The sequence below is a fragment of the Streptomyces sp. NPDC096324 genome, from assembly GCF_044763015.1.
GTDB lineage: Bacteria > Actinomycetota > Actinomycetes > Streptomycetales > Streptomycetaceae > Streptomyces.
On the sequence record NZ_JBIWFK010000010.1, the window covers coordinates 209,084 to 234,120 of the forward strand.

The window sequence follows — 25,037 nt, forward strand, 5'->3', positions numbered from 1 at the left end:
CGGCGAGGAAGGCCTTCAGGGCTCGGGACCGGTTGCCGAACCTCGGCGCGTGAGCCGTCGGCGCAACGCGGTTCTTCGGGCACCGACCGGCTCCTGGTGCCCGGTTCGTCCGGGGGGCGACCAGAGTAGACCAGCATTCGCCAGCCCCGAGGGTATTACGGACAACTCGCGACCCCGTTACGGACAGATCCCTAACATCCCGAACACCCCCCATATCGGCCGGTGTTCGGCCCAGCATCCGAGGAGAGCTGTGAAGGAAGCAGGATCCATCCCCTTACTGCGGGAGACCACGACGAAGGGGATAGCGGGCCGTGTCGCAGCGATGTCCCGCACCCTGTTCGGCACCGACCTGCCGGTGGGGCTGCGCGTCTGGGACGGAAGCAGCGCGGGCCCGCAGGACGGTCCCGTGCTGGTGCTGCGCAGTCCCAGGGCCGTCAGGCATCTGCTGCGCAGCCCCGGCGAGATGGGGCTGTCCCGCGCGTATGTCACCGGTGGGCTCGATGTCGAGGGGGACTTCCGGCAGGCGCTGCACACGTGCCTCGACTACGTCCGGACGGTCCGGCAGAACGGGGTCCGCACCCTCGGCGCGCTGCCGTCGCTGCTGCCGCTGGGCGTGCGGTTGGGCCTCCTCGGCCTGCCCCCGAAGCCACCGGCCGAGGAGGCCGGACTCACCGGACGCACCCACACCCCCGGACGCGACCGGGCCGCGATCGCCCACCACTACGACCTGGGCAACGAGTTCTACCAGACCATCCTCGACGAGACCATGGGCTACTCCTGCGGTCTGTGGACCTCCGACGCCCCCGAGTACCGTCCCGCCGACGCCCAGCGCGACAAGCTCGACCTCGTCTGCCGAAAGCTCGGCCTGCGACCGGGCTCCCGCCTGCTGGACGTCGGCTGCGGCTGGGGTTCACTGGTCGTTCACGCCGCCGAACGGCACGGTGCCCGGGCGACCGGGATCACCATCTCGTCGCGTCAGCACGAGTACATCACCGCCCGGCTCGCCGAGCGGGGTCTCGCGAACGAGGTCGAGGTCCGGTTACAGGACTACCGGCACAGCGTCGGGGACTCCTACGACGCGGTGTCGTCCGTCGAGATGGGCGAGCACGTCGGCGCGGCGAACTACCCCGAGTACTGCGCGATGCTCCACCGCTCGCTGCGGCCGGGCGGCCGACTGCTCCTGCAGCAGATGTCTCGCGGCAGGGCCAAGCCGGGCGGCGGCGCGTTCATCGAGTCCTACATCGCGCCCGACATGACCATGCGCCCGCTGCCCGCGACCCTCGCGCACCTGGAGAGGGCCGGGTTCGAGATCCGGGACGTCCAGTCACTGCGCGAGCACTACGTCCGCACGATCGACGCCTGGTCCCAGCAGTTGGAGACCGCCTGGGAGGAGATCGTCCACCGGTTCGGCGCCCGCCGGGCACGGATCTGGCGGCTGTACCTCGCCGGCGCCTCCCTCGCCTTCGAGGCCAACCGGATGAGCGTCCACCAGATCCTCGCGGTACGGACCGGCTCGGACGGCGCCAGCGGATTCCCGTTCGTCGCGGACCCCTCTGGAACGAGCTGGGCACAGTCCGGCACCCCGGGCCCGGAGGACGACGCGTGAGGATCTGCATCATCGGCTCCGGCATCGCGGGCCTGACCACGGCGTTCGCCCTGTGCGGCCACCCGGACGCGGAACTCAGCGTCTACGAACAGGACGTCCACTTCGGCGGCCGGGCCGACGTCGGCGACGGGGGCGAGCACTGCCCCCGCTTCTTCATGGACGACTACCGTCACCTCTTGCGGATCCTCGGCATGATCAAGGGCCCCGGCGGCCGGACCGTCCACGAGTCCCTCCGCCGCGTCCGCCGGCTCGCCCACACCGAGACCACCGGCTGGGTGGAGATCTCCCACCTCTACCGCATGATGGCGAAGGAGATCCCGCTCCGGGAGAAGCTGCGGGTCCTGTGGGCATGGCGTCCCTCACCCCTGCTGGCGGAGCGGCACTTCAGCGGACGCGGCGAGAACCGGTACGGATCGGCGCGCAACTACTCACCGCTTCCGCTGGCCCGCATGGCGGCGAACCTGTTCCGCTCCAAGACCGCCTTCGTGCTCCCCGGAGCCACCGACGAGTACCTCGTGGACCCCTGGGTGGCCCATCTACGAGAACGCGGGGTCACGCTGACGGCGGACCGCAGGGTGTCCCGCATCGAGTCGTCCGACGGGGCCGTCCGCGTCCACACCCGGGCGGGCGCCGAGGAGTTCGACGCCGTCGTGGTCACGGCCTTCGTCCCCGACATGGTGGCGCTCCTCGACGCGTCCCGGATCGACCACGCCGTCGACGAGGACGGTCACACCCACTGCGTCGCGTTCACCGTCGACCTCGACGACCGCGAGACGGTCCTGCGGGAGTCCGGCCCCGTCCTGTACTCGCGTGACGGGATAAACATCCTGATGCAGCCGGACGCCGGCCGGTGCGTCGTGCTGTGCACACTCAGCCCCCGCACCGACGAGGAGTACGTGATGGAGAAGGTCCGCCTCCACCTGGACCTGCGGCATCCCGTCCGGCGGGTGCGGCAGCGGCCGAACCAGCGCCCCGGCGAGGCCATCCTCGCGGGCGACTACCTGCGTCCCGACCGGATCACGCGCCGGCCGCTGCCGGGCGTGTACTTCGCGGGGTCGGCAATCCACAACAGCTACCCGATCGACTCGGCGGAAGGGGCGGCCCGGTCGGCCCTGACGGCCGCGGCACTGATCCGCCGCGATCTTGGCCTGCGGACCGACCGTCCGAGGAGCGTCGATGGGGTCTGAGAGGATCGCGGTGATCGGCGGTGGCATCTCCGGCCTGACCGCCGCGTACCTGCTGCGCCACCGCTCCGACGTGGTGCTGTTCGAGGCCGCGCCCCGGCTCGGAGGACACGCCGACACCCACGAAGTGGCCACCCCCGACGGCGCGGTCGTGTCGCTCGACACCGGTTTCCTGGTGCACAACCTCCGCAACTACCCACAACTGCTGCGCCTGTTCGCCGAGTTGGACGTCCCGACCCAGGACAGCGAGATGTCCATGAGCATCCGCTGCCGAGGCTGCGGTCTCGAATACGCGGGCGGCAGGCGCGGGCTGGGCCTGCTCCCCCGTCCGGGCACCGCCCGCCGGGCCTTCCTCAACCTGTTGTCCGAGATACCCAGGTTCCATTCCGAGGCGCGCCGGCTGCTGGCGTCCGGGGAGAGCACCCTGACCCTGGGCGGATTCCTGGAGAGGCACCGGTTCACCCGCTACTTCGCCGACCACTTCGCCCTGCCGCTGGTCTCGGCGGTCTGGTCCGCCTCGGCGGAGATCAGCACCGCTTTCCCCGCCGTCCCCCTCTTCGCCTTCCTGGAGAACCACGGCCTGCTCAGCGTGCGGGCGATGCCCCGGTGGCGCACCGTCTCCGGCGGATCCCGCACCTACGTCGAGCGGATCGCCGCGCGACTGCCCGAGGTGCATACCGGCACACCGGTCCGGGGGATCACCCGGCATTTCGACGGCGCGGAGGTCATCGACACCGCCGGAACGAAGCACACGTTCGACCGGGTCGTCATCGCCACCCACGCCGACCAGGCCCTGGCCCTGCTCACCGACGCCACGACCGACGAGAAACAGGTCCTTGGCGCGTTCGGCTATTCGCGCAACGAGACCTGGCTGCACACGGACGCCTCCGTCCTGCCGTCGCGGCCGAGGACCCACGCGTCCTGGAACCTCCTCAAACAGGGCTGCCGAGGGGGCGGCTCCGTCCTGGTGAGCTACCACCTCAACCGGTTGATGCGGCTCAGCGAACCGCTGGACTACCTCGTGACGCTCAACGGCTCCACGGAGGTCGACGAGGCCGCGGTCCTCGTCAGACGGGTCTACGAGCACCCGATCCTCACGCTCGACGCACTCGCCGCCCAGCGCAGGCTCTCCGCGCTCAACAGCCCGGTCGTGGTGTACGCGGGCGCCTACCACGGCTGGGGCTTCCACGAGGACGGCTGTCTGGCGGGCGTGCGCGCGGCGGCGGCACTGGGGGCACGGTGGTGAGCGCGGCCCTGTATGTCGGGCGGCTCACCCACACGCGCCGCACACCGCTACGGCGCGTCTTCCGGAACCGCCTCTACCTGTGGCTGGTCGACCTCGACGACCTGCCCGCCTACCCGTGGTGGCTGAGACCGTTCACCCAGATCCTGGCTTCCGATCACCGCGCGGAGCCGGGCCGTCCGCTGCGCCCCCAGATCGACGCCTGGCTGCGCGACCAAGGCATCGACCTCACTGGGGGAAGCATCCTCATGCTGACCTCCGCGCGCGTGCTCGGACACGTCTTCAACCCGCTCACCGTCTACTGGTGTCTGACCCCCGCGGGCGACCCCGCCTGCGTGATCGCCGAGGTCCACAACACCTACGGGCAGCACCACCGCTACCTGCTGAGGCCCTCCCCGACCGGACACGCCAGCACGGCCAAGACCTTCTACGTCTCGCCCTTCCTGGATGTGGCCGGGGAGTACCGGATGCGCCTGCCGGTCCCCCGGGAACGGCTCGCGCTGACCGTGACGCTCGTCCAGGACAGCCGTACGGTGTTCTCCGCCTCCCTCACCGGCCGCCGCCGCGGGGCCGCGCCGACGGATGTCCTGCGGACCGTCCTCGCCCACCCGCTGCTGCCACAGAGGGTCAGCCTCGGCATCCGCCTCCACGGCACCGTGCTCTGGCTGCGCCGTCTGCCGGTCTTCCCCCGCCGGCCCGCCGTAAGGACACCTCGATGACCACGACCGTGCCCGTGACCGACGCCCGTCCCCTGCTCACGGACCCCCCACATGCCCCGGTGCGGGCGTGGATGGTGGAGCGGATCTTCCGCCAGGCGATGCGTTCCCTCCCCGTGCGGGTGGCCTTTCCCGGCGGGGAACGCATCGGGCGCGGCGGCCCCGACTCGCCGGTGATGAGAATCGTCCGCCCGGCGGCGCTCTTCTCCCGTCTGGCGGTCATAGGCCCCGTCGGCTTCGGCGAGGCCTACATGGCGGGTGACTGGACGAGCACCGACCCGGCGGCCCTGCTGACGCCGGTCGCGGCCCGCCTGAAACGCCCGGCCCGCCGACCCGCGACCGCGTTCCGGCAATGGGCCGACCAGAGCCGTCCGGACACGGAACGCAACACCTTGGAGGGTGCCCGCTCCAACATCCGACGCCACTACGACCTGTCCAACGAGTTCTTCGCGCTCTTCCTCGACCCCTCCATGACCTATTCGTGCGCGCTGTTCACTCCCGGCGACGACCTGCACGCCGCACAGATCCGCAAGATCGACCGTGTCCTCGACATGGCCGGGGTCGGTCCGGGGACACGGATGCTGGAGATCGGGACCGGCTGGGGCGCACTGGCGATCCGGGCGGGACTGCGCGGCGCCGAGGTGACCACGCTGACGATCTCCCCGAGCCAGCGCGACCTGGCGTGCTCACGGATCGCCGAGGCGGGTGTGGCCGACCGGGTGTCCGTCGTGCTGCGTGACTACCGGCAGGCACAGGGCGAGTACGACGCGATCGTCTCCGTCGAGATGCTGGAGGCGGTCGGATCCGAGTACTGGCCGACGTACTTCGCCGTACTCGACCGCCTCCTGGCTCCCGGCGGACGCGTCGCGCTCCAGACGATCACCATGCCCCACGACCGGATGCTCGCCACGAAGGACGTCCGCACCTGGATCCAGAAGTACGTCTTCCCCGGAGGGCAGATCCCCTCGCTCCACGCCCTGGAGGAAGCCCTCGGCCCGACCTCGCTGCGCGTCAGCGGGCGCCACCGGATGGGCGACCACTATGCGCGGACCCTCGCCCAGTGGCGCTCACGCTTCCTCGCCCGCGACGACGTCGCCTCCTTCGGCTTCGCCCCGGACTTTCCACGCCTCTGGGAGTTCTATCTGGCGTACTCGGAGGCCGGCTTCCGATCGGGCTACCTCGACGTCTGGCAACTTCAGCTCACGCGCTGAACGACGGCATCCGGCACGGCGTCCTGGGCTTACCGGCCTTCCCCACTCGTACCGCTCGTACGGTCGGGCACGGCCGGCTTCGGTCGGGGCGATCGTGCCGTACTCCCGCCGGTGGATGGGGACCGCGCCCCGGTGCGGGCGGCTACCGCCGTCACTCCGGGGCCGGCCGGGCCGGGAAAATCCGGTCGGGTACGTCGGCGGCCACGGCCTCGCGCGTCGCGTACACCCGTAGGGTCGCACCGGCCAGGACCACCTGGGGATCGGTCCATCCCTCGTGGGGCTCCGGGATCAGTATCCGGGTGGAGCCGTGGGCGGCGTCGTGGATCAGCACGGAGACGATTCCGGTGACCAGTGTCCCCGGCCCGTACGACTGCCGGGGATGGCTGTCCGGCCCCTCCGCCTGCACCACCAGGAACCTGTCGTCGAGCCAGCGCCCGTACGAGTCCAGGCATGCCCCGGAGCCGACCGGGACGCCGTCCACCCACAGCCGCACCGCCGACGCGGCCGTGTCGCGCCAGAACACGGCGCGGTGCCGGTCGCCGCCACCACTGAACCGCACATGGACCTCGAAGTCGTCCCGGAAGCCGTGGAATCCGCCGCAGGCACCCGGGACCGGACCCTCGCGCTCACCGCGCGCAACCTCCTCGGCGGCCGACGGCGCGACAGGATCCAGCCGGCACACCGACGGCTCACGGCAGACCCGGTCCATGCGCCGCGTGCACCCGAATCCAGCCGCCGCGCAGTCGCGCGGGGCCGCGGCGGACAGCAGGACGGCCAGACGCTCCCCGTAAGCCTCCCGGCCGATCCGGCGCGTCCCGTCCCCCGCCTGCCGCCACCACGCGAGCAGTTCGTCTCCCGGCGGCGACTGCCGCAACCACTCGCTCCACGCCTCGTCCCGCACCACTGGCATCCCCTCACGAACTCCACGCCGCCCACCTCAATATGACGTCGTTTCCGTAGTGATCGTTGCGGGATCTCCCTTCGCTCCCCGCCCGCCGGACCGCTCGTCGCATCCCGTGGAGGCCGGGCGCCCGACGCTCCGGGCCGAGGCGAGGGACATCGAGCCGGGCTCGGCACCGGCTCGACGGCCTCGCGGAGCCCTAGAGGGCGCCTTCCTGAACGGGGTCCCGGGATTCCGGGTGTTCTGGGTCATCGACCGGGGCGGCGGCACGCAGCGCCGCCTCGACCCGGCGGTTGCTGGTCATCGTCGCGGTGACGGTGGTCATGGTGAGAAGGAGGCCGGCGGCGGTGTAGAGCGGGGTGCGCACGTCGTAGGTGGTGGCCAGCCAACCGCCGAGGAAGGCACCGAACGGGGCGGCGCACATGGCGAGCATGCGGGAGGTGGAGGCGACCCGGCCCATCAGGTGGGCGGGGACGACCGCCTGTCGGAGGGAGGGGCCGAGCACCATCGTGGCGCCCATGCCGGCTCCGCAGACGGCGAGCGCGAGGCCGGCGACGTACGGGTTCGGGGCGCCGGCCAGGCCCAGGATGGCGAGTCCCTCGACCGCTGCCGTACAGGTGAGCGCGGTACCGGTGCCCAGTCGCCGGCCCAGGAAGGAGGCGATGGCCGCACCGAGCAGACCGCCGGTGGCCTCCGCCGTGAGGAGCAGGCCGAAGCCGAAGGTGTCGATTCCGAGACGGTCGTGCGCGAAGAGGGCGAGTACGGTCTCCACGGCGAGGAAGGCGATGTTCCCGACCGCCGGACGCAGCGCGAGCCCGAGCAGCAGCCGGTCCCGGAACACGTACGAGGCACCGGCCCGCGCCTGCCGCAGCAGCGACTCACGGGCCTGCGGAACGGGCCGGGGTGCGGCGGGCAGCGATCGTACGAGCACTGCGGAGAGCGCGAACGAGACCGCGTCGGCGAGCAGCGGGACCGCTCGTCCGAGCGCGAGCAGGGCGCTGCCCGCGGGCGGCCCCGCGAAGCCCGACGCGGCGGTCTGGGCGCCGCGCAGACGGGAGTTGGCGCGCTCCAGGACCGCGGGGTCGCGGCCGAGCAGATCCGGCAGATAAGCCGTGGCGGCCGTGTCGAAGAAGAGTCCGCCGAGGCCCAGGAGGAAGGCGACGGCCGCGAGCACCGGAATGCTCAGCACGTCGAGCGCGGCGGCCGCCGCCGGTATCGCGAGCAGCACCGCACGCGCCGCGTCCGTGACCCACATCGTGCGCCGACGGTCCCAGCGGTCCACCAGCGCACCGCCGAGCACCCCGAAGAGCAGCCACGGCAGTGTTCCGGCGGCCGTGACGACGGCGAGCGCCATCGGATCCCGCGTCAACGTCAACGCGAGCAGCGGCAGCGCCGCGTGCGTCACCCCGTCACCGAGCGAGGACACCGTCTGCGCGGTCCACAGCCGTCCGAACCCGGTCGGCAACTTCCGGACGTCTGAGCTCACTTGGCGTCTCCTTCGGCCTGCTTGCGCGATCCCGGGTGGAACAGCGCGAAGACGAGTGACGTGTCCGGCAGCGACGGATCTGACAGCTTCCGGTACTCCTCCGCCAGCGCCTGGAGCCGCGCCCCCAGCTCCGCGAACTGCTCCTCGGTGAGCCGCAGATGTGCCATCCCCACATGCCGCTCGGCATCCGCCGGAGCCGCCTCCAGGTCCGCCACCGCGTGCCGCATCAGCACGTCCGGGCCTCCCTCGCCCGGATCCGGCAGCACGATCGACCGCGCGGCCATGGCGTAGTACCGCTCGGTGACCCCCCGGACCTTCCGCGTTCGCACCACCTTCACCAGGCCGGCCCGCTCCAGCAGCCGTACGTGGTAGCTGGAACTCCCCTTCGCGAGGCCCACTCGCTCGGCGATCTGCGTGATCGTCGCGGGCTCGAAGCGGAGGACGGCCATGATCCGGTGCCGCGTGAGATTGGAGACGGCGCGTAGCTGGTCGTCCGTGGTGACGTGGAACGTCTCGGGGACATCGTCGGTAGGCATGCCTCCAATGGTCAACACTTCTTGACCATTTGGCAAGGGGGTTTCCCCGGGCATCTGGAATCGGCAAGTCGGCGACGCGGCAAGGGGATCGGCATCCGAAGTGGCATCACCGTCAGACGACCTGAACAGGAAGCCGCATTTGGTTCATAATGTTCACTTTTTATGCGCTTTTCGCGTCATCTGCGATGGCTACGGCTCCGGATCACTGGCAGAGCCACAACACGCCCCGCGAGAGAGGAGGCACCGGCCATGACCACCACCGCACCGACTCCGGCACCCCCAACCGATCAGCCCCACAGCCCCGTTACCGACCATCAACTGGCCGTCGCCCTGCCCTACGGACTGCACACCCCGCAGGTGGCGCGGCACATCACCGCCCGATGGCTGGCCGCGCACGGGGCTCCCGCTTCACGCATGGGCAATGTGGTGCTCATCGTCTCCGAACTGGTCACCAACGCCATCCGGCACACGCACGAGTCCTGCACCCTCGAGCTCACGTTGCACGGAAGCCATCTGGACATCGCCGTGGCCGACCACGGCGAGACGCTGCCGGAGAAGTCCGGCACCCCGGGCGAGCGCGGCGGCTTCGGGCTCCCCCTCATCGAGGGCCTCGGCGGAAGGATCAAGACGGTTCCCGCGCTCGACGGCAAGACCGTGCACGCGACGTTGACCCTCACCCCGTTCGGCGGCCCGCATCGCGCACCGCCGACGACCGCCTCGGTTCGGTAGCCCGGAGGCCTCCCGCCTCGATGCGGTCCCCTTGCCGGCATCCCTCTCACGCTCCCGAGGGCGGCCGGATTGTCGCCGACCGAGAAGACCGTGCCGGACCCTCTGTCCGCGATCTTCCTGAAGGGGCCCGGACTCGCCTGAGGCGGACCTCATAGCCGTGCTCGCTCAGTCGCCGGGGTCCGGTTCGTTGATCTTCCCGAAGGGGATGTGCACGCTGGGCGTGCTGCGGGAGGTGCCGGTCAGGTGGCCGACCTGATCGTCGAAGAAGATGTGGGGTTTGAGGACCTCCATGATCGTGCTCTTGTCTATGCCACCGAGGAAGAAGGCGTCGTTGACGGCCACACCCCAGTCCTGCAGGCTGCGCACCGGGCGTTCGTGAGCGGGTGCGTTGCGGGCGGTGACGAGGGAGACGTGGACGCGAATCCTGTAGTCGGCGTCTTGCGCCCGTTGTTCTTCTTCACGCCGCTGGAGCCGGTTGACTCCTGCGAGGAAGTCACGCAGGGGACCCGGATCGTGCGGGGTGGCGGCGTTCGCCGACTCATGGAAGCGGAAGTCGTCGATGCCGCCGGCCTGGTAGACCTGTTCCGAGGCGTCGTCGGCGAGGACCCCGTCGAAGTCGAAGGCGATCCGCAGGTCGTGGTCATCGCCCTCGTCGGCCACCGCCGCGCCGAGCACGCGGCCGGCGGGCAGCCCGAGCGCGACGGCCTCGCGGACATCGTCCTCGTTCGCGGACAGGAACAGGGACATGTTCAGGGCGGGCATGAAGTGGTAGGGCGAGCGGCCCTGCATGAAGATGGCCCGGCTGATGGGCAGTTCGTGGGACTGGATGGACCGCATGACCCGCAACCCGGTGTCGGGATCATTGCGGGACAGGATGATGACCTCGACCAGAGGATCATCGGGAGAGAGGTCGTTCAGGGACAGCAGCCTGCGGATGAAGGGGAAGGCCACCCCTTTGTCCAGGGTGTCATCCAGGTGCTCCTCCTGGTAGGCGCGGTAGGCCTCCTCTCCCTGATCGCGGAAGACGGCATCCGCCTCCGCCAGGTTGAACAGTGCGCTGGAGGCGATACCGACGACCAGGCGGTTCTTGAGTTCGTAGACGGCCATGTCGTACCCCCGGCACCGATTCGCGCACACGCCCCGATCATGTTAAATCACCATGCCCTCCGAAGACCGCTGCCACCCGGCGGAGTTGAGGCTGTGGTGATCGCCCCAGACACGAGAACCTGGCGCCCAGCTGGAGGAGCTCGCAGGCCGCTGGAGCACGCGGCTCCGGTCTGCCGACGGGGACGACATGACCGACGATGATCTGTCGGCGGTCCTGCGGGAAGTTGCCCGACTCGCGGTGTCCGCGGTGAAGACCGGTGGCGGCCTGTACAGCTGGAGCTTCTGACCGCCCGCGTGCGCGGGTTGCTCGCAGCAAGTGAAGCCGGTCCGACTCCGCCGCGAGCACGTGAACGTAGAGGCCTGCACCCCGGTTGTTCGGAATGCGGGCTTCGAGGGCGCGGGGCGGCGGGTGACCGCAAGATGGTTTCGTTCAGATCATGACGGGCTCGCTGTTCCTGGGCCACTTGCCCGTCCACGGTGCGGGGCCCAGCCGGATAGGCTCGGGTGATGCCGGACACCGCATTGCTCATCATCGACATGCAGACCGCCCTGTTGAGCGACGCCCATGATGTCGAGGCCTGCCTGCACAAGGTCGCCGATCTGGCCGAACAGGCTCGCTCCGCCGGCGTGCCGATCGTCTACTTGCGGCAACGGCTCCTTGACGTGCCTGCCGGCCTGATCGACGTCCATCCGGCGGTGGCACCCCAGCCGGGCGATGTCGTGTTGGACAAGGCCAGCGCGGACTCCTTCCTCGACACCGGGCTCGGTGATCTGCTCGACGAACAAGAGGTGTGCCGAGTGATCATTACCGGCTTCGCCACCGAGTACTGCGTCGACTCGACCAGCCGCAGCGCGCTCTCACGTGGCTACGACCTTGTGCTGGTCTCAGACGGACACACCACGCCGGAACGCCCGCCTGACGCTGCGCCGTCGGCCGCTCAGGTCATCGCCCACCACAACACGACCTTCTCGGCCATCCAGTACGCCGAGCGCTCCATCACCGTCGAACCGGCTGCGCAGGTCCGCTTCGATGCCGCACCGGCGAGTTGAGGAGAGCGTCGGATCAGCGGGCGGACCAGCGGAAGATGCCCGCGATGCGGAGTCCGGCCAGGCAGACGGTCGCGGCTTCTCATAGCGGGCGGCGACCGGAGCCTATCGATGTGCAGGCGAGAAGCAGGTGAAAGGAGGAAGGACGGGCCATGGCGAACTCCCGATCCGGAGAAGGCGTCACCGAGCGGATCGTCCGTGTCCTGGAAACGTTCAGTACCGACCGGACGCTACAGACGGCGGCGGAGATCGGACGGCGTGCGAACCTGCCGTCGTCCACGGTGCACCGAATGGTGGCCGACCTCGTCGAGTGCGGGCTGCTGGAGCGAGACGAGGATGAGCAGGTGCGTCTGGGCATGCGGTTGTGGGAGCTGGCCCTGCGCGGCTCCCACGCCCTGCGGCTGCGGCAAGCGGCGCTCCCTTTCATGGAGGGTGTGCAGAATCGCATCCGGGAGCACACACAACTCGCGGTCCTGGAGAACGATGAGACGCTTTTCATCGAGCGCCTGTCCCATCCGAATGCCGGCGCGAATATCACGCGCGTCGCAGGGCGGCTTCCCCTGCACGCATCGTCGTCCGGACTCGTCCTGCTCGCCTACGGCTCCGAAGAACTTCAGGAACGCGTCCTCGCCAAGCAGCTCAGATCGCTGTCGCCGGAAACCGTGACTTCCCCTGCGCAGCTGTACGACGTCCTGGCCGGCATCCGTCGCGACGGATTCGTCGTGGCCCCGGGAACGGTCGAGACCGTCTCCACGGGGGTCGCCGTGCCGGTACGCGAGGGACGCGGGCAAGTAGTCGCGGCGCTGTCGGTCGTCCTTCCTCGCGACGCGCCGGCCCGCTCCGCAGTCGGCGTGCTGCGCGCTGCGGCCTCCGGCATCTCCGCCGCAATCAGCGCGCAGCGCCTCTAGAGGTATGCCGAACGCTACCTGCGGACGGGATCGCGCACAGAAAGTCGATTCCCGTTCAATAAGAGTCGGTACGACGATTGGACACCTGCTCTGAGTTCGGTCGCGCAAAATTGCCTTGGCCTCTCCGCAGATCCCGTATGCGCTCCGGCCGGAGGACCGTCCTCGGTGAAGCCATGCGCGCCTTGAGAAGTGATGCCGAATCGGCTCATTGACTGCGTTTCTCACGGACCCTGGATCCTGCTGTTGAGGCGTCTGCCGGACTGGACTCCCGAGGCGCACATCGATCTCATCCTGGAGGAAGGGACGACGCGGCAATACATCGGCGGCCCGCGCAACCACTTCCCGCTGGCGCCCGCCCGACGCTACTTGTTCATCGCCGGGGGCATTGGCATCGCTCCTCTGTTGCCGATGGTTCAGCAGGCCGAACTGATGGGCCTCGACTGGCGATTGCTCTACGGCGGCCGGTCCCGCGCATCGATGGCGTTCGGCCAGGAGTTGTCGACCGCGCACCGGGACCGGGTGCGGATCGTCCCGCAGGACGAATACGGGCTGCTCGACCTGGACGCCGTGCTGGGGCAACCCGACGCGGACACGAAGGTCTGCTGCTGCGGGCCGGCACCGCTGCTCGCCACGGTCGAACGTGCCCGTGCGTCCTCCGTCTGCGCACGGAGCGGTTCTCCGCCGGGCCCGGCGGCGCCGCCGTCCGCCAGTCGCCGTTCGAGGTGGAACTCCGGCGCAGCCGGCGGACGGTGACCGTCACGTCGGACATCACCGTGCTGCAGGCGATCCGGCAGGCGGGGGCCGAGGTGCTGTCCTCCTGCGAGCAGGGCATCTGCGGCACCTGTCTCACGCCGGTCCTGGAAGGAACGCCGGACCACCGTGACTCCGTCCTCACCGATCACGAACGGTCCGCCGGGAACTGCCTGGTGCCGTGTGTGTCCCGTTCCTGCTGCGACCGCCTCGTCCTGGACCTGTGAGTCCGAGCGCCGTACATCCCCTGGGAGTCACCATGACCGTAACGCCGCATGCCGTCGCCGGGCCGCCCGTGAGCGACGCCGACCCCTCCTCACTCAGATTGCGAGGCTCGCGAGCGTCCAGCCGCGCGCTGCCGAGACACTCTTGACCCAGGCGCACTTGTGCGGCCACCGCACTGGGATCGAGCCCAGCCGCTTTCGAGACCACCCCCAGCCGGACGAGTTCGTAGGGCAGATACTCGAACACGCCTCCTACTTCGGCAGTGCAGTCACGCTATGCCGACCGCCGAGCACCTCGGAGAGACGCCGGCGCGGAACGCAGTCGAGGTCGTGCTTGCATCTCACTTGAATCGTGCTGCGCACACGTGCCCTGCCTCACTGTTGAGGCCGCTGGGCAACGCTTGCGGCGTCGAAATCTTCTCCTTGAGATGAAGATCCTTAAAAGGCGGCCTCGCTTACTGATACTCCTGACCCTGACCGTGGTGGCAGCCGTGACGGTGATCGCCGTCATGGTCGTCCAGGCGAACAGGATGGAGACGCTCTCCCCGCGTGAGGAGCGTGACCGTGCCGGGTCGGGAGCAGTCGTACCGTCGGGGCAGGTGGACTGCCGGAAGGTCAAGTGCATCGCGCTCACCTTCGACGGCAAGCCGGGCGAACCCACCGACCGGCTGATGGACCTCCTGAAGGAGTACAAGGCGCCGTCGACGTTCTTCCTTGAGGGCCGGCGCATCCATGAGTTCCCGGATGTGGTGCGACGGATCGCCGGGGAGGGCCACGAGATCGGGGACCACACCTGGACCCATGCGGTGCTGACCGATGTCTCTGACGCCCAGATCCGCGACGAGCTGCGCCGCACGGCACGGGCCATCTCCCGTGTCACCGGCAGCGAGCCGACGCTGATGCGCCCGCCCCAGGGCCGCACCGACGACCGCGTCTCCAAGGTCTCGAGGGAACTGGGGATGGCGCAGGTGCTGTGGACGGTGACCGCGAAGGACTACGAAACGAACAACAGCGCGCTGATCAGCGAGCGCGTACTCGCGGGCGCCGGCCGCGACGGGATCATCCTGCTCCACCCGTTGCACAAGGGCACCGTGCCGGCCATGCCTTCCATCCTGAAAGCGCTCAGCAAGCGGGGCTACACCTTCGTGACCGTCTCCCAGCTGCTCGCTCCGGCAAAGGCCGAGCCCGGCAAGATCTACAAGTGACGTGCGGACGACCGCGTCGAAGGGCGCCAAGTCCCGTCTCCGGGAACGCCGGTCCTGGCAGAGGAGTGTTCTTCCTCCTTGACGAGTCGTGCCGACGGGTGCCGACGATTGCGGGTGCTCGAGTCTTACCGATCGTCTGGAGTGCCTCGTCCCAGACGTTGCCACCGTCAGGCCACGTCCGCAGCCAATGGCGCAGTTGGGGCGCCGCGTAGCCACGCCGTCGTGAGGTTTCCCGCCCCCGGCCTGGCTCCCAGCCGTCGGCGTCGTAGAGCAGGACCGGGTGTTCGACGGCTATCAGCGCGACGTGCCACTCCATTACCTCGATGCAGTGGAGTTTCCGCAGGAGCCGCCAGCCCTTGAGGGGCGGTGAGGGCGTCTATGTTCCCCTGCTGCCGGGCGACGGTCAGGTCGTAGGTCGAGCCGGGCGGAGCCGGCGAGGCCCAGAGCAGCCGTCCGAACGGATCGGCAAGGACCGGGACATTCATGCCGTGGCCTTTGTGCTTCCCATATTAGTACGGGGGTGTCGGCGGCGATGCGGTCGATGAGCAGCAGGGTGCCGTCAAGGACGACGAACGCCTTCGTCCGGATGGTCTTCGTCGCCTCGGCCAGCGTCGGGGCGAGGGCGGCCAGGTCTTCGATGGCCTCACGTATGCAGCGGTAGACGGTTGCGATCCCAATGCCGAACCCGGCCGCGAGCTGGGTGTAGGTGTCGCCGCACTGCAGGTGGGCCAGGGCGAGCAGGGCCTGACGTGCCACGGAAAGCCGCCGCCACCGCGTCCCGATGTCCCGACGCCCGGCCGTCAGTTGTCCGGCCAGGAACTGAAGCGTGCGGGTGGCCAAGTCGATCGAGAACGGGTGGGCAAGCACGCGAAAGCTCCTGGCGGACACGAGCGGTCTTGGTCGAGAACCCGTCTACCAGGAGCTTCGCCGTTGCGCGGGACTGTCCAACTCGCGCTCAGTTCCCCCGACTTGGAGGAGGCTCAGTGCCGCCCAATATGATGGCCGGGGTGCCGGAGGTGCGGGAGCCGGAGCTGCCCGGCTTGGACGGGGCCCATGTGGGCTTGGCCGTCGCCTCGGCCGGGTCGGGTTCGGCGAGGGTCAGTCCCCAGGAGTCGTCCTCTTCTCCTCTGCGGGCCTCGATCTCCTTGATCTGGCCGCTCCTGGCGAAGTAGAGGACCACGACCTGCCGTACGGAGCCCTCGTCATAGAAGTCCGCTGTCACGTCTCCTCCGGCGGCGGCGCCGAAGGCCTTGACCCAGTTGCGGGCCGTGGCGTCGGCGTGCGTGTCGTCGACGGCGAGCGCGGCCAACGCGTCGACGTCGCCGTCGGCGAGCCGCCACACGGCTTTCTGCACCGTCTCCAGGCTTCCCGTGGAGGGGTAGCCGACGACCCGCAGCGGTCGGTGATTGCTGTAGTCCGTCTGATACGTCAGGGATTCGTCGTCCGACGTGCAGCCCGTCAGGAATCCGCCCGCGACGGCGGCGGCCAGGGCGATGCCGGTGAGTCTTGTCCTGCGTGCCATGGTCAGGACCTCGCCTTCGAGCGGAGGCTGATGACCCACGCGTTGTAGTTGGGTTTGCCGCGGTACCGCAGGGTGAGAGCCGCAAGGCAGGTCCTGTTCGAACTCCCGTCGCCGGAACGCCTCGCCGCGCCGACGGCAGACGGAACGTCGGCAGCGGAGAGCTTTCCGGCCGACCCGTTCACGGCGGGTGTCGCCGCGACGGCCGGCCGGGGCGTCGCCAGGACCGCCCCGCTCAGCGGAGTCGGGGAGAGAACGAGCAGGGCGGTGGTGCGGGGCGGACGTCCGAGCGCGCGCAGAGTGACCCGTTCCCCCGGAACGGGCGGTGCCATGTGCATGGTGTGCATTCGACCCTTGGTCAGATGGTCAGATAGCGATCAAGAAGTCGCCAAACTAGCGCCTGACCGGTGTGCACACATCACCTAGAAGACGGTTTGCACCTCTATGGCCATGGATGGTGCACGGTGGGCTTGATCACGGAGAAGTGAGGGAACCTCAAGCCCCCTTCGGCGTTCGCCCCTTCCATGGCACGGAGGTCTCCGCCCCCAGCGATTTCGCCTGACCATTCCAGAAGGATCGCCCGGGCGGCCGGCCCCGGACATCAGGCCTGGGCCGGTGCACTCCCCATGGGTGAGTCCTCGGCACGGGTGGCGCGGGCCCGCCGGAGCGCTCGCCTCAGCCCCACCAGCGCGGTGGCGGTCCCGGCTCCGATCGGAGCGAGGGGCCAGTATGCGATGGTGTTCCCGAAAGCCGCGCACCCCAGGAGCAAGAAGCTCGCCGCCACCGCGACGAGGAACCCGAACGCCCAGGGTACGGCCCGCTCCCGCCGCTCCAGCCGTACCCGGCCGTCGAGGCCGGCCAGGTACGCGGCGGCGGCCAGGGCAAGGGCGATCAGATAGCCCGTCATCAGCGGGTAGAGCATGAACAGGGCCATGTCCCACCCCTCGGGATACCAGCCGAGCCACACGTCACGCCCGTCGATCTCCACGACCCGCCCGTGCCACAGGCCCACCCGGACCCGCTGCCCCTCTTGGAGGCCGTTCGCGGAATCGTCCGAGACGCCGTTCACCGTCTTCGTCCCGTCGCCGATACGCAGTTCGATCGTGTACTTGGTGGTGACGGTCCAGTCGCCGCTGCCACCGTCCTGGCCTCCACCGTCTCGCCCGCTCGTCGTGTGGGACGTCAGCTTCGCAATAGTGGCCCCGGCCGTGTGCAGCGTTCCGTTCGACTGTGCGTGCGCAACGCCCGTCTCCTCGTAGGTGCGCAGGGCGAGCAGCAGGATCATGACGGCCATGACCAAACGGAACAACCAGCGCGCCGCATGGCCGCGCATGGTCCTTGGCCGCCTCGTGCCCGGTCCCGTCCGTGACGCCGTGTCCCCGGTCTGCTCCTGTGTCATCGGGCCCCCTCGCATTCCGGTCGGGAACAGGCGAAAGCCGTCCCACCGGATCACACGCCGCACAGCCGACCATGGTTGCGATCGACCACCCGGCCGAGACCGTTTCGCTGGATGGCAGACGTCCCAACCCGTCGATCCGGCGGGCGGGGGGTCCGGGGCCGACCGGTCCGCGTCGCAGTGAACGGGGTCCTGCGCCGGAAGCCGCCGTACGCACCCACTCACTCCGTCCCGAACCGCACAGCCGCCCCTCCGGCACGGGCGGGAACTGTGTCGCCGCTCCGGACGACCTCCACCGGATCAATCCCGCTATACGAAACGATCTTGCTCACATTATGGACCGCTGGTTACCGTCGCCCCATGAGTGAACTTGTGGATGTCTCGCCGTTCACGCGGGTTGAGGGGCTGAACGACCTGCCGGGGAACGTGGTTTTGGCGGACGTGAGGTGGTACCTGGACGGCCGTTCCGGGCGAGCGGCGTACGAAGGAGGACATCTGCCGGGCGCGGTGTTCGTGGACCTCGACCGCTGGCTGACGGGGCCCGCAACGCCGAAGGGCGGACGGAATCCCTTGCCGTCGCCGGAGGTGTTCACCGCGGGCATGCGGGCGCTGGGGATCAACGACAGTGACATCGTCGTGGCGTACGACGATCAAGGCGGGGTCATCGCGGCCAGGCTGGTGTGGATGCTGCGGACCACCGGCCGTCGCGCGGCGATCCTGGACGGCGGAATCGCCGCCTATGTCGAGGCGCACCCCGGCTCCCTGACCGTGGTGGAACCGGCCTCCGCCGATGCCGACTTCTCCGTGCGCCCCTGGCCGGCCGAGGCCTTGGCGGAGGCCGATGAGGTGGTGGGGCCGGACGTCTTGGCGGTCGATGCCCGCAACCGTGACCGCTTCGTGGGCGAGCTGGACCCGGTCGACCCGCGTCCGGGCCACGTACCGGGTGCGGTGAACGTCCCCTGCCGGGAGAACCTGGACGGTCAGGGACAGCTTCTGCCCGTGCGGCAGATCCGGGACAACTTCGCCGCCGCGGGAGTGGATCAGTGCTCCTCGCCGAAGGTCGTGTCGTACTGCGGCTCAGGAGTGACGGCCTGCCACAACCTCCTGACCCTTGAATACGCGGGCCTGCACCCTGGCCGACTCTTCGTCGGGGGATGGTCCGCCTACAGCCGTGACGAGTCCCGCCCCGTAGAAACTGGGCTCGCTCGCTGAAACTCCCCACGTGGTCCAAGCCACGACCACGTGGGAACAGGAGATTGATGGAAATCACCATGGACTCGGGGCCATCACTTCTGCCCTTGGTGTGTCTCGAGACGGTCCGGAACGCGTGGCGACTGTCCGCGGGGCAGTTCAGAGATACGCGTCATGGGCAACGACGTCACCTACGCTGCTCCTGAATTGGTTGCTCACTACGTCGAAGTCCACTGTTACTTGGCGCCGGCCGACTTCGTAGACGCTGTGCTGTCGTCCCCAACCTCTTCCTGACACCGCTGTGAGCCGCAGAGAGCAGCCTTGACCCGCGCCCCCCGTCCTCAACCGGACTGTCCTGCCCGGCTTCGGGCCGCATGCGCAAAGCGCGCCCCGAACGCCTCGTCAGGCTGAGGCGAAAGCCTCCTCGGGTGCGTCGTCGAGGACGAATCCGTTGTCGAGCCGCACGCGGACCGTGACGCGGAGCATCTGGCGCTGGTAGGCGGCCCACGGCTCTTCCAAGGCCTCCACCTGTTCCTCCAGTTGCTTTCTGCTCACCGGCGGCATCTGGTGGCCGAAGTCGTCGAGGAGGGACTTGAGGCGCTGGTACTCACGGACCTCGTGGCTCTGCTGGCGGTGGTGCTCATCCACACGCTCGACGGTGCCCTCGATGCCTGCTGCCAGGGCCAGAGAGGCGGCAAAGGCACCCGTCTCCTCCGAGGGCTCCCCCGCTGGGGTCACGGACCCGTCCAACCGGAGATCAGCCGCCAACCGCACCCGTTGGCCCACGTTCAACGTCATCGATCCTTCGTCCTCCTCGTCGATCACCGCGATCCGGCACACAGGGCGTCGCCTGGTGTCCCGGAGAGGAGACGATCATCCCATCCTCGCCTCCGGTCCCGACACGATCGAAGGGCTCTCCGGCCCGCGCCTGCGCATCAGCCGCACGAGAGGGTCGGACAGGATCACGAATACCGTCTGCTGAACAGTGGTGGGTTCGCATCTCAGTGCGGGAGTCGTCCACGTGGGTGGTCCCGCAAAGGCCAGATCAAGGAACGAGAGCTGAGGAGCCAACGGTCTTCGGCCTTGCGGAACGCGTCCTCGTAGTGACCGACCTGCGTCGGGGCCCGCGGGGGCACGAAACCATCGAGTCCGCGAGGCGGGCACGCCCGGCAACCGGTCGGCGGCCTGCACGCCCCCTCGCGGACCCCGGCAGGCAGGGGGCGAACTCGGGCGGGCCGGCAGAGCCCCCGCGCGTCGCCCCCTGCTGCTCAGCTCTCGGCCCCCGCGCTCTTCTCGCCGTGCCCGTCGACGACGGCGCGCTGCAGCACGGCTGTGCTGCCCGTCAGCGTGTCGGACGTGATGCCCTTCTGCTTGTCATGGGTGATGAAGCCGCGTGCGCCGAGGAACGCGAGGCTGTGCTTGTCGAAGATCCATTCATCGCGTGTGGCGGAGGAGGGGTCCTCGCGTGTGATGGCGATCCCGTGCCGGCCGGCCACGTCGACGGCGTCCGGGATCTCCTTGACGCCGGGTATCTTCGCGGCCGCCTTGTACAGGGCGGCGGTGTTCTGCGGCGGCATCAGTGTCTCGCTCAGCAGGTCGCCGATCAGGGAGAAGACGGCCTGTTCCCTGGACTCTCCGTCGAATACGCGGACATCGCGGCGCAGCCGGGCGAGCAGGGTGTCAGGGTTGGTCGGCAGCGAGGACAGCCAGGTGTACGTGGGGTGGTCGATGCCCGCCGGGACCGCGTCGGTGGACTCGATGGGGATCGTCTCGTCGGGCATCACGGCGTCCTTGCCCGACTCGCGTATCCAGCCGGTGGTCTTGAGGGGCCTGGGGTCCTGCGAGGTCCACGTCTCCACCGTGTGAGGGGCTCCGAGTACCACGGGCCCTTCGAACGTTCCCTTGTTCGACACGGCCAGGCTCCTGACGTACACGAACTGGTCGTCCCTGACGGGCGTGACGTCACTGGCCATGGCGGCGACGGCGATCCGGTTCAGGGTGACGGAGGCGCTCTGGGCGCGGGCGCTACCGATGGCGGCCCGGTCCGCCGGCGCGGGACCGTGTCCGGTGCCGCTGACGGTGAGGGTGACGGCCAGCGCTGCGGCCAGCGCCGTGGAGGCGAGGGGCACCAGGATGGCCGGACGCGTCAGCCGGCGACGCGGTGGCCGGACCGGGGCCGCGGTGGGAGCGTGGCCGAGGTCGTGGTCGATCTGCTGCATCAGTACGTCCTTGTGGTGGAGGTGCCGCTCCGGCGGGAGGTCCCATTCGGCCGGCGCGGACAGCAACTCCAGCGCGTCCTCGGTCCGTCGACCGTCGGCGTTCATCGGGTCTCCTCCTGCAGGAACAGGGCCGCGAAACGCGGCCTCACTCTCCATCTCTCCACGGGGGCCGGGAGGTTCCGTCCTCGCGCTGTCCTGCCCGGAGCTGAGCCGGGCGAGCCGGGCACGGGCGCGCGACAGTCTCGACCGTACGGTGCCGACGGGGACCCCGAGTGTCTGCGCGGCCTGCCGGTAGTCGAGCCCGGCCGACACGCACAGCGCGAACACCTCACGCTCCTGGCGGCGCAGCCGGCCCAGCGCCTGGTGGACCAGCGCTAGCCGGCGGGCGTCGTCGATCCGCCCCGCCGTCTCCTCCGCGAAGTCCTCGACGGGACGTGGTTGCGGGCTGCGCGCGAGGAAGGCGAGCCGTCGGCGCAGACTCCGGTTGGCGTTGCGCGCCTTGTGCGTGGCGATGCCGAGCAGCCAGGGCCCCAACGGTCCGCCCTCCGGATCGACCCGCTCCCGGCCGCGCCAGGCGGCGAGGAACGTCTCGGACATGACCTCCTCGGCCTGTGACCAGTTGCCGGTCAGCCGCAGGGCATGGTTGTAGACCGCCCGCGCGTACTGGTCGTAGAGCTCGGCGAATGCCGCCCGGTCCCCCGCCCGTATGCGCGAGCGCATGGACTCCGCTGGTTCTTTTTGACTCACACTCGGTACTCTCCGCGCCCCGCCCGAAGTTCCTGTGGCGCGCGTCACGCCCCAGGTGCGATGGACGCCCGCCCCTAACAGGGCCGTTGGCGTTCAGCTGTCCTTACCCGCCACTTTGCCGTAGATGGCGATCGGCGTGGTGCCCGGGGCTCGTCAGGGTGCTGCCGCATGCCGGCGCCGGTCCGGGCGAGGAGCTTGATGGTGAACTGCTCCTGGGTCACGGGGGTTTGGCGCTGTTCGCGGGCGGGCTGAGCGGGAACCGCGAGGTGGGCGTGCCGGGTTGGCCGGGTGGGGAAACTGCGTGGCATCGCGTGACCGGTCTCCGTCATGCTGTGCGGCGGTGTTGTCCACACAGAGGCGGTTCCCACGTTGACACTGTCCCCGGCCACGCAGGCCATACTCGACCGTTGCGCGGGCGTCGACGCCCCGGGAGCGGCGCGGCAATGGGAGTCCATGGCCGCCGAGGCCGTGCTCCGGCACGGTGGCTCAGCCGATGCGGAGGCGCTCCTGCCGCTGTTCCTGTCGGCGCCCGCCGCGCACGAGGCGCTGGTGCCGGTCTTCGCCCGCCACGGCGACCGGCAGCTGGCCGCGCGCCTGCTGGAGGCGACGGTCGACGGGGGCCGGCTGCGTGAGGACGTACCGTCCGGCGTGCTCCACGCGGTGGGCCGCCTGGGGTACACCCCGGCCACGTCCCTGCTGTGGGAGCACGTCGACGGCTTGCACGAGGTGTCGAGGGACGCGTGTCTTGGGCTGCTGCACCTGCCGTGCGAGGAGCTGCGGGGCGCGATCGCCGAGGCCTTGGAGAAGCACGAAGGGGCCGCGCTGTTCCCCGAGTTCCTGCCCGTCCTCGCCCGGAAGACCGAGGACCCGGCGTGGCTGGGGCGGCTCGTCGCATGGGGTGAGAACCACGCATCCGTCGACTGCAACGGCGGCCTGATCCTGGGGATCTCCCTGCACGGCGGCCCCGCGCGCACCGCTTTCACCCGCCTGTTGTGGGACTCCCGCTGGGAGGCCTGCGGCTCCGGCACCGGATCGGCGCTGTGGACGTACGCGGGTACGCGCGTACTGGGCCTCGGTCTGCCCGAGCTGTACGCCGCCCTGCGGACGCGGTTCAACGCCTGCGCCGACCCCGACGTCCAGTGGGACGCCTTGCGGTCGTTCATCACGCTGCTGCGACTTCGGTGCGCACATGTCTGGACCGGCGTCGGGGCCGCCGACGTCGAGCCGGAGAGCTGCGACGCGCTGTACAACGTGCTGTTCGCCCCGACGCCCGACGGCAGCGACACGCTTGCCGAACTCGCCGACCGCGTCTTCGGCGGTGACGATTCCCTGTCGGGCGAGCTCTTCCACCTTGAGGCCGCCCTGCGCACCGCGGCGGCACACGAGTGGGCGTTGCGCGCGGCCGCCTCGCGCTGACGGACAGACACCGGATACAGGACACAGGGGATTCCCGGCGGGACAGCCGTGTGCCCGCCACCGGTTCCCGCTCCGCAGCGGGTGGCCCGGCGTGCGGGCCCAGCATCACAGGCCTGACACCGTAGGCCTGACACCGCGGGTCCGACACCGCAGGCCTGACACCGCGGGTCCGACACCGTAGATCCAATACCGCGGGCCCGGCACCAATGAGCAACCTTCGGTTGCGAAAGGCGGCGGTGTCGCCTATCGTGATGTGCAACCAAAGGTTGCGAAAGGTGGCTGCGGACATGGAGCACGGGAGCATCGAGCGCGAGCTGTACGTGGACGCCCCGCCCGAGGTGGTGTTCGACGTACTCACCGACCCCGAGCACATCCGGGACTGGTGGAGCGCGGAGACCGACTTCGAGGCGACCCCCGGGAGGCCGGGCAGCCTCACCTGGACGGACGAGAGCAGCGGCACCCGCAATTCCGCGCCGTTCACGGTCGTCGAGTCCGATCCGCCGCGCACCCTGTCGTTCCGGTGGACCTACGAGGAGGGGGAGACCGCGGCCTCCGGCAACTCGCTGCTGGTGACCTTCGAACTCGCCCCGTCGGGTGAGGGGACCACGCTCCGCTTCCGCGAGAGCGGCTACCGCGAACGCGGCTGGGAGGCCGCTGTGCTCGAGGCGCACTACAACGACCACCGGCAGGGCTGGGACTTCTATCTGCCCCGTCTGGCGGCAACCGCCAAGCAGGCGGCGGGCGCGCGATGAACACCGGCGTCGACGACGGTCTGTGGTCGGCGATCGGCGACCCGACCCGGCGCCGCATGATCGACCTGCTGCTGGCCGAGGGCCAGGGCACCGCGACGACCCTCAGCGCCCGCCTGCCCGTCACCCGGCAGGCCGTGACCAAGCATCTGACCGTGCTCGACCGGGCCGGACTCGTTCGGTCCACGGCGGCCGGCCGGGAGCGTCGCTACCACGTCGACGAAGCGCAACTGGCGCGCGCCGTGGCCCAGTTGCAGTCGGTGGGCGCGCTGTGGGACGCCCGACTGCAACGCGTCAAGAAGATCGCCGAGGCGATCCAGCGAGCCAAGAACGAGAAGAAGTAACGAGCCGAGAACGCGAAGAAGCGAGGAGATCGAGATGGCGGACATCCTGCACCGGGTCGGCACCACCGCGGCCCGGGACACGGTCTATCAGGCACTCACCACGGTCGACGGTCTGGCCGCGTGGTGGACGACCGACACCGAGGGCAGCGGAGACGACGTACTGCAGTTCCGCTTCGGCGACGTCGGCGGCTTCGACATGAAGGTCCTCGAACTGCTCCCGGACACCCGGGTGCGGTGGGAGGTCGTCGCCGGTCCCGAGGAATGGGTCGGCACCACGGTGACCTTCGACCTCAAGCAGGAAGGCGAGTGGACGATCATCCTGTTCGCGCACGAAGGCTGGCGCGAGCAGGTGGAGTTCATGAACCACTGCACCACCAAGTGGGCACTGTTCCTGATGAGCCTGAAATCCCTGGTGGAGACGGGCGCCGGCGCACCGCACCCGCACGACGTGCGGATCAGCAACTGGCACTGACCCCATCCGCGAGTGGCTGGCGCCCGGCGCGCTCGCACGAGCGGTCGCCGCCGGGGGCGCGCTCTCGAAAGGATCTGGAAGCCCCCGCCCGCCGGGCGGGGGCTTCTTCGTTCCCGTCCGGCCGCACGCCA

25 protein-coding genes and 2 pseudogenes are annotated in these 25,037 nt (G+C 69.7%); 16 read left to right on the top strand and 11 right to left on the bottom strand.

Annotation, left to right across the window (positions count from 1 at the left end; all coding sequences use genetic code 11):
• Nucleotides 1–250 precede the first annotated feature (250 nt).
• From ACIQ7M_RS27995 to ACIQ7M_RS28015, 5 genes are read left to right on the top strand one after another with little or no spacing between them, the layout of a single operon-like run.
• Nucleotides 251–1,606 carry a class I SAM-dependent methyltransferase gene (locus ACIQ7M_RS27995; RefSeq protein WP_403649453.1) on the top strand — a complete coding sequence of 452 codons (1,356 nt, stop codon included), beginning with the start codon at nt 251–253 and terminating at the stop codon, nt 1,604–1,606.
• Nucleotides 1,603–2,793 carry an FAD-dependent oxidoreductase gene (locus tag ACIQ7M_RS28000; RefSeq protein WP_403649456.1) on the top strand — a complete coding sequence of 397 codons (1,191 nt, stop codon included), beginning with the start codon at nt 1,603–1,605 and terminating at the stop codon, nt 2,791–2,793. Before ACIQ7M_RS27995 ends, ACIQ7M_RS28000 begins: the two co-directional genes overlap by 4 nt.
• Entirely contained in the window at nt 2,783–4,036 is a 1,254-nt protein-coding gene (locus tag ACIQ7M_RS28005) for an NAD(P)/FAD-dependent oxidoreductase (protein WP_403649459.1), read from the top strand. Before ACIQ7M_RS28000 ends, ACIQ7M_RS28005 begins: the two co-directional genes overlap by 11 nt.
• Nucleotides 4,033–4,752, top strand: a complete 720-nt coding sequence (locus ACIQ7M_RS28010; protein ID WP_403649462.1) for a DUF1365 domain-containing protein — start codon at nt 4,033–4,035, stop codon at nt 4,750–4,752. Before ACIQ7M_RS28005 ends, ACIQ7M_RS28010 begins: the two co-directional genes overlap by 4 nt.
• Nucleotides 4,749–5,960 (top strand): class I SAM-dependent methyltransferase, encoded by a 1,212-nt coding sequence (locus ACIQ7M_RS28015; protein ID WP_403649465.1) that lies wholly within the window; start codon nt 4,749–4,751, stop codon nt 5,958–5,960. The genes ACIQ7M_RS28010 and ACIQ7M_RS28015 overlap by 4 nt, the downstream gene beginning before the upstream one ends.
• A 151-nt stretch (nt 5,961–6,111) precedes the next feature.
• Here the strand turns inward: ACIQ7M_RS28015 and ACIQ7M_RS28020 are convergent, their stop codons facing one another.
• The 3 genes from ACIQ7M_RS28020 to ACIQ7M_RS28030 all read right to left on the bottom strand — a co-directional run bounded on the left by ACIQ7M_RS28020 (nt 6,112) and on the right by ACIQ7M_RS28030 (nt 8,883).
• Nucleotides 6,112–6,870: a hypothetical protein gene (locus ACIQ7M_RS28020; RefSeq protein WP_403649468.1), complete on the bottom strand. Its 759-nt coding sequence runs from the start codon at nt 6,868–6,870 to the stop codon at nt 6,112–6,114.
• Nucleotides 6,871–7,060: 190 nt separating this feature from the next.
• A complete protein-coding gene (locus tag ACIQ7M_RS28025) occupies nt 7,061–8,347 on the bottom strand; it encodes an MFS transporter (protein WP_386978327.1) in 1,287 nt (428 codons plus the stop codon).
• Nucleotides 8,344–8,883, bottom strand: coding sequence for an ArsR/SmtB family transcription factor (locus tag ACIQ7M_RS28030; RefSeq protein WP_403649471.1), 540 nt, complete (start codon nt 8,881–8,883; stop codon nt 8,344–8,346). The genes ACIQ7M_RS28025 and ACIQ7M_RS28030 overlap by 4 nt, the downstream gene beginning before the upstream one ends.
• Before the next feature lie 249 nt (nt 8,884–9,132).
• Between ACIQ7M_RS28030 and ACIQ7M_RS28035 the strand changes: the two genes are divergently transcribed.
• Nucleotides 9,133–9,612 (top strand): ATP-binding protein, encoded by a 480-nt coding sequence (locus ACIQ7M_RS28035; RefSeq protein WP_403649474.1) that lies wholly within the window; start codon nt 9,133–9,135, stop codon nt 9,610–9,612.
• 165 nt (nt 9,613–9,777) lie between these two features.
• Here ACIQ7M_RS28035 and ACIQ7M_RS28040 read toward each other — a convergent pair whose 3' ends face one another.
• Nucleotides 9,778–10,719, bottom strand: a complete 942-nt coding sequence (locus tag ACIQ7M_RS28040; protein WP_403649746.1) for a 5'-nucleotidase — start codon at nt 10,717–10,719, stop codon at nt 9,778–9,780.
• A gap of 507 nt (nt 10,720–11,226) precedes the next feature.
• Here ACIQ7M_RS28040 and ACIQ7M_RS28045 point away from each other — a divergent pair.
• The 5 genes from ACIQ7M_RS28045 (at nt 11,227) to ACIQ7M_RS28065 (ending at nt 14,853) form a co-directional block, all read left to right on the top strand.
• A complete protein-coding gene (locus tag ACIQ7M_RS28045) occupies nt 11,227–11,769 on the top strand; it encodes an isochorismatase family protein (RefSeq protein WP_403649477.1) in 543 nt (180 codons plus the stop codon).
• 149 nt (nt 11,770–11,918) lie between these two features.
• Nucleotides 11,919–12,674, top strand: a complete 756-nt coding sequence (locus ACIQ7M_RS28050) for an IclR family transcriptional regulator (protein WP_403649480.1) — start codon at nt 11,919–11,921, stop codon at nt 12,672–12,674.
• Between the two features lie 192 nt (nt 12,675–12,866).
• Nucleotides 12,867–13,427 carry a ferredoxin reductase gene (locus tag ACIQ7M_RS28055; protein WP_403649483.1) on the top strand — a complete coding sequence of 187 codons (561 nt, stop codon included), beginning with the start codon at nt 12,867–12,869 and terminating at the stop codon, nt 13,425–13,427.
• A complete protein-coding gene (locus ACIQ7M_RS28060) occupies nt 13,424–13,651 on the top strand; it encodes a 2Fe-2S iron-sulfur cluster-binding protein (RefSeq protein WP_403649486.1) in 228 nt (75 codons plus the stop codon). The genes ACIQ7M_RS28055 and ACIQ7M_RS28060 overlap by 4 nt, the downstream gene beginning before the upstream one ends.
• Before the next feature lie 425 nt (nt 13,652–14,076).
• Nucleotides 14,077–14,853, top strand: coding sequence for a polysaccharide deacetylase family protein (locus tag ACIQ7M_RS28065; RefSeq protein WP_403649489.1), 777 nt, complete (start codon nt 14,077–14,079; stop codon nt 14,851–14,853).
• A gap of 365 nt (nt 14,854–15,218) precedes the next feature.
• Here the strand turns inward: ACIQ7M_RS28065 and ACIQ7M_RS28070 are convergent.
• The 4 genes and pseudogenes from ACIQ7M_RS28070 to ACIQ7M_RS28085 form a co-directional block, all read right to left on the bottom strand.
• Nucleotides 15,219–15,720 (bottom strand): annotated as a pseudogene (locus tag ACIQ7M_RS28070) (transposase family protein); the annotation flags it as partial.
• 88 nt (nt 15,721–15,808) lie between these two features.
• Nucleotides 15,809–16,375 carry a hypothetical protein gene (locus tag ACIQ7M_RS28075; RefSeq protein ID WP_403649492.1) on the bottom strand — a complete coding sequence of 189 codons (567 nt, stop codon included), beginning with the start codon at nt 16,373–16,375 and terminating at the stop codon, nt 15,809–15,811.
• A gap of 2 nt (nt 16,376–16,377) precedes the next feature.
• The gene (locus ACIQ7M_RS28080) at nt 16,378–16,710 is read right to left on the bottom strand and encodes a hypothetical protein (protein WP_403649495.1); all 333 of its coding nucleotides are present in this window, start codon (nt 16,708–16,710) and stop codon (nt 16,378–16,380) included.
• Nucleotides 16,711–16,973: 263 nt separating this feature from the next.
• Nucleotides 16,974–17,666 carry a hypothetical protein gene (locus ACIQ7M_RS28085; RefSeq protein WP_403649498.1) on the bottom strand — a complete coding sequence of 231 codons (693 nt, stop codon included), beginning with the start codon at nt 17,664–17,666 and terminating at the stop codon, nt 16,974–16,976.
• A gap of 462 nt (nt 17,667–18,128) precedes the next feature.
• On the opposite strand from ACIQ7M_RS28085, the gene ACIQ7M_RS28090 reads away from it, so the two are divergent.
• Nucleotides 18,129–18,980, top strand: a complete 852-nt coding sequence (locus ACIQ7M_RS28090) for a sulfurtransferase (RefSeq protein ID WP_403649500.1) — start codon at nt 18,129–18,131, stop codon at nt 18,978–18,980.
• A 381-nt stretch (nt 18,981–19,361) separates the two neighbouring features.
• On the opposite strand, the gene ACIQ7M_RS28095 is transcribed toward ACIQ7M_RS28090, so the two are convergent.
• From ACIQ7M_RS28095 to ACIQ7M_RS28105, 3 genes and pseudogenes are all read right to left on the bottom strand, one after another.
• On the bottom strand, nt 19,362–19,784 hold the full coding sequence (locus tag ACIQ7M_RS28095) for a hypothetical protein (RefSeq protein ID WP_389841845.1): 423 nt from the start codon (nt 19,782–19,784) through the stop codon (nt 19,362–19,364).
• A gap of 443 nt (nt 19,785–20,227) precedes the next feature.
• Nucleotides 20,228–21,283, bottom strand: a complete 1,056-nt coding sequence (locus ACIQ7M_RS28100; RefSeq protein WP_403649505.1) for a CU044_5270 family protein — start codon at nt 21,281–21,283, stop codon at nt 20,228–20,230.
• A pseudogene (locus ACIQ7M_RS28105) lies at nt 21,280–21,898 on the bottom strand (RNA polymerase sigma factor). Before ACIQ7M_RS28105 ends, ACIQ7M_RS28100 begins: the two are co-directional and overlap by 4 nt.
• 396 nt (nt 21,899–22,294) lie before the next feature.
• Here ACIQ7M_RS28105 and ACIQ7M_RS28110 point away from each other — a divergent pair.
• The 4 genes from ACIQ7M_RS28110 to ACIQ7M_RS28125 all read left to right on the top strand — a co-directional run bounded on the left by ACIQ7M_RS28110 (nt 22,295) and on the right by ACIQ7M_RS28125 (nt 24,906).
• Nucleotides 22,295–23,341, top strand: a complete 1,047-nt coding sequence (locus tag ACIQ7M_RS28110; protein ID WP_403649508.1) for a hypothetical protein — start codon at nt 22,295–22,297, stop codon at nt 23,339–23,341.
• Nucleotides 23,342–23,628: 287 nt separating this feature from the next.
• Nucleotides 23,629–24,093: an SRPBCC domain-containing protein gene (locus tag ACIQ7M_RS28115; protein WP_403649510.1), complete on the top strand. Its 465-nt coding sequence runs from the start codon at nt 23,629–23,631 to the stop codon at nt 24,091–24,093.
• The gene (locus tag ACIQ7M_RS28120; RefSeq protein ID WP_403649512.1) at nt 24,090–24,434 is read left to right on the top strand and encodes an ArsR/SmtB family transcription factor; all 345 of its coding nucleotides are present in this window, start codon (nt 24,090–24,092) and stop codon (nt 24,432–24,434) included. Before ACIQ7M_RS28115 ends, ACIQ7M_RS28120 begins: the two co-directional genes overlap by 4 nt.
• Before the next feature lie 34 nt (nt 24,435–24,468).
• The gene (locus tag ACIQ7M_RS28125) at nt 24,469–24,906 is read left to right on the top strand and encodes an SRPBCC domain-containing protein (RefSeq protein ID WP_386978400.1); all 438 of its coding nucleotides are present in this window, start codon (nt 24,469–24,471) and stop codon (nt 24,904–24,906) included.
• The last annotated feature ends 131 nt before the right edge of the window (nt 24,907–25,037 follow it).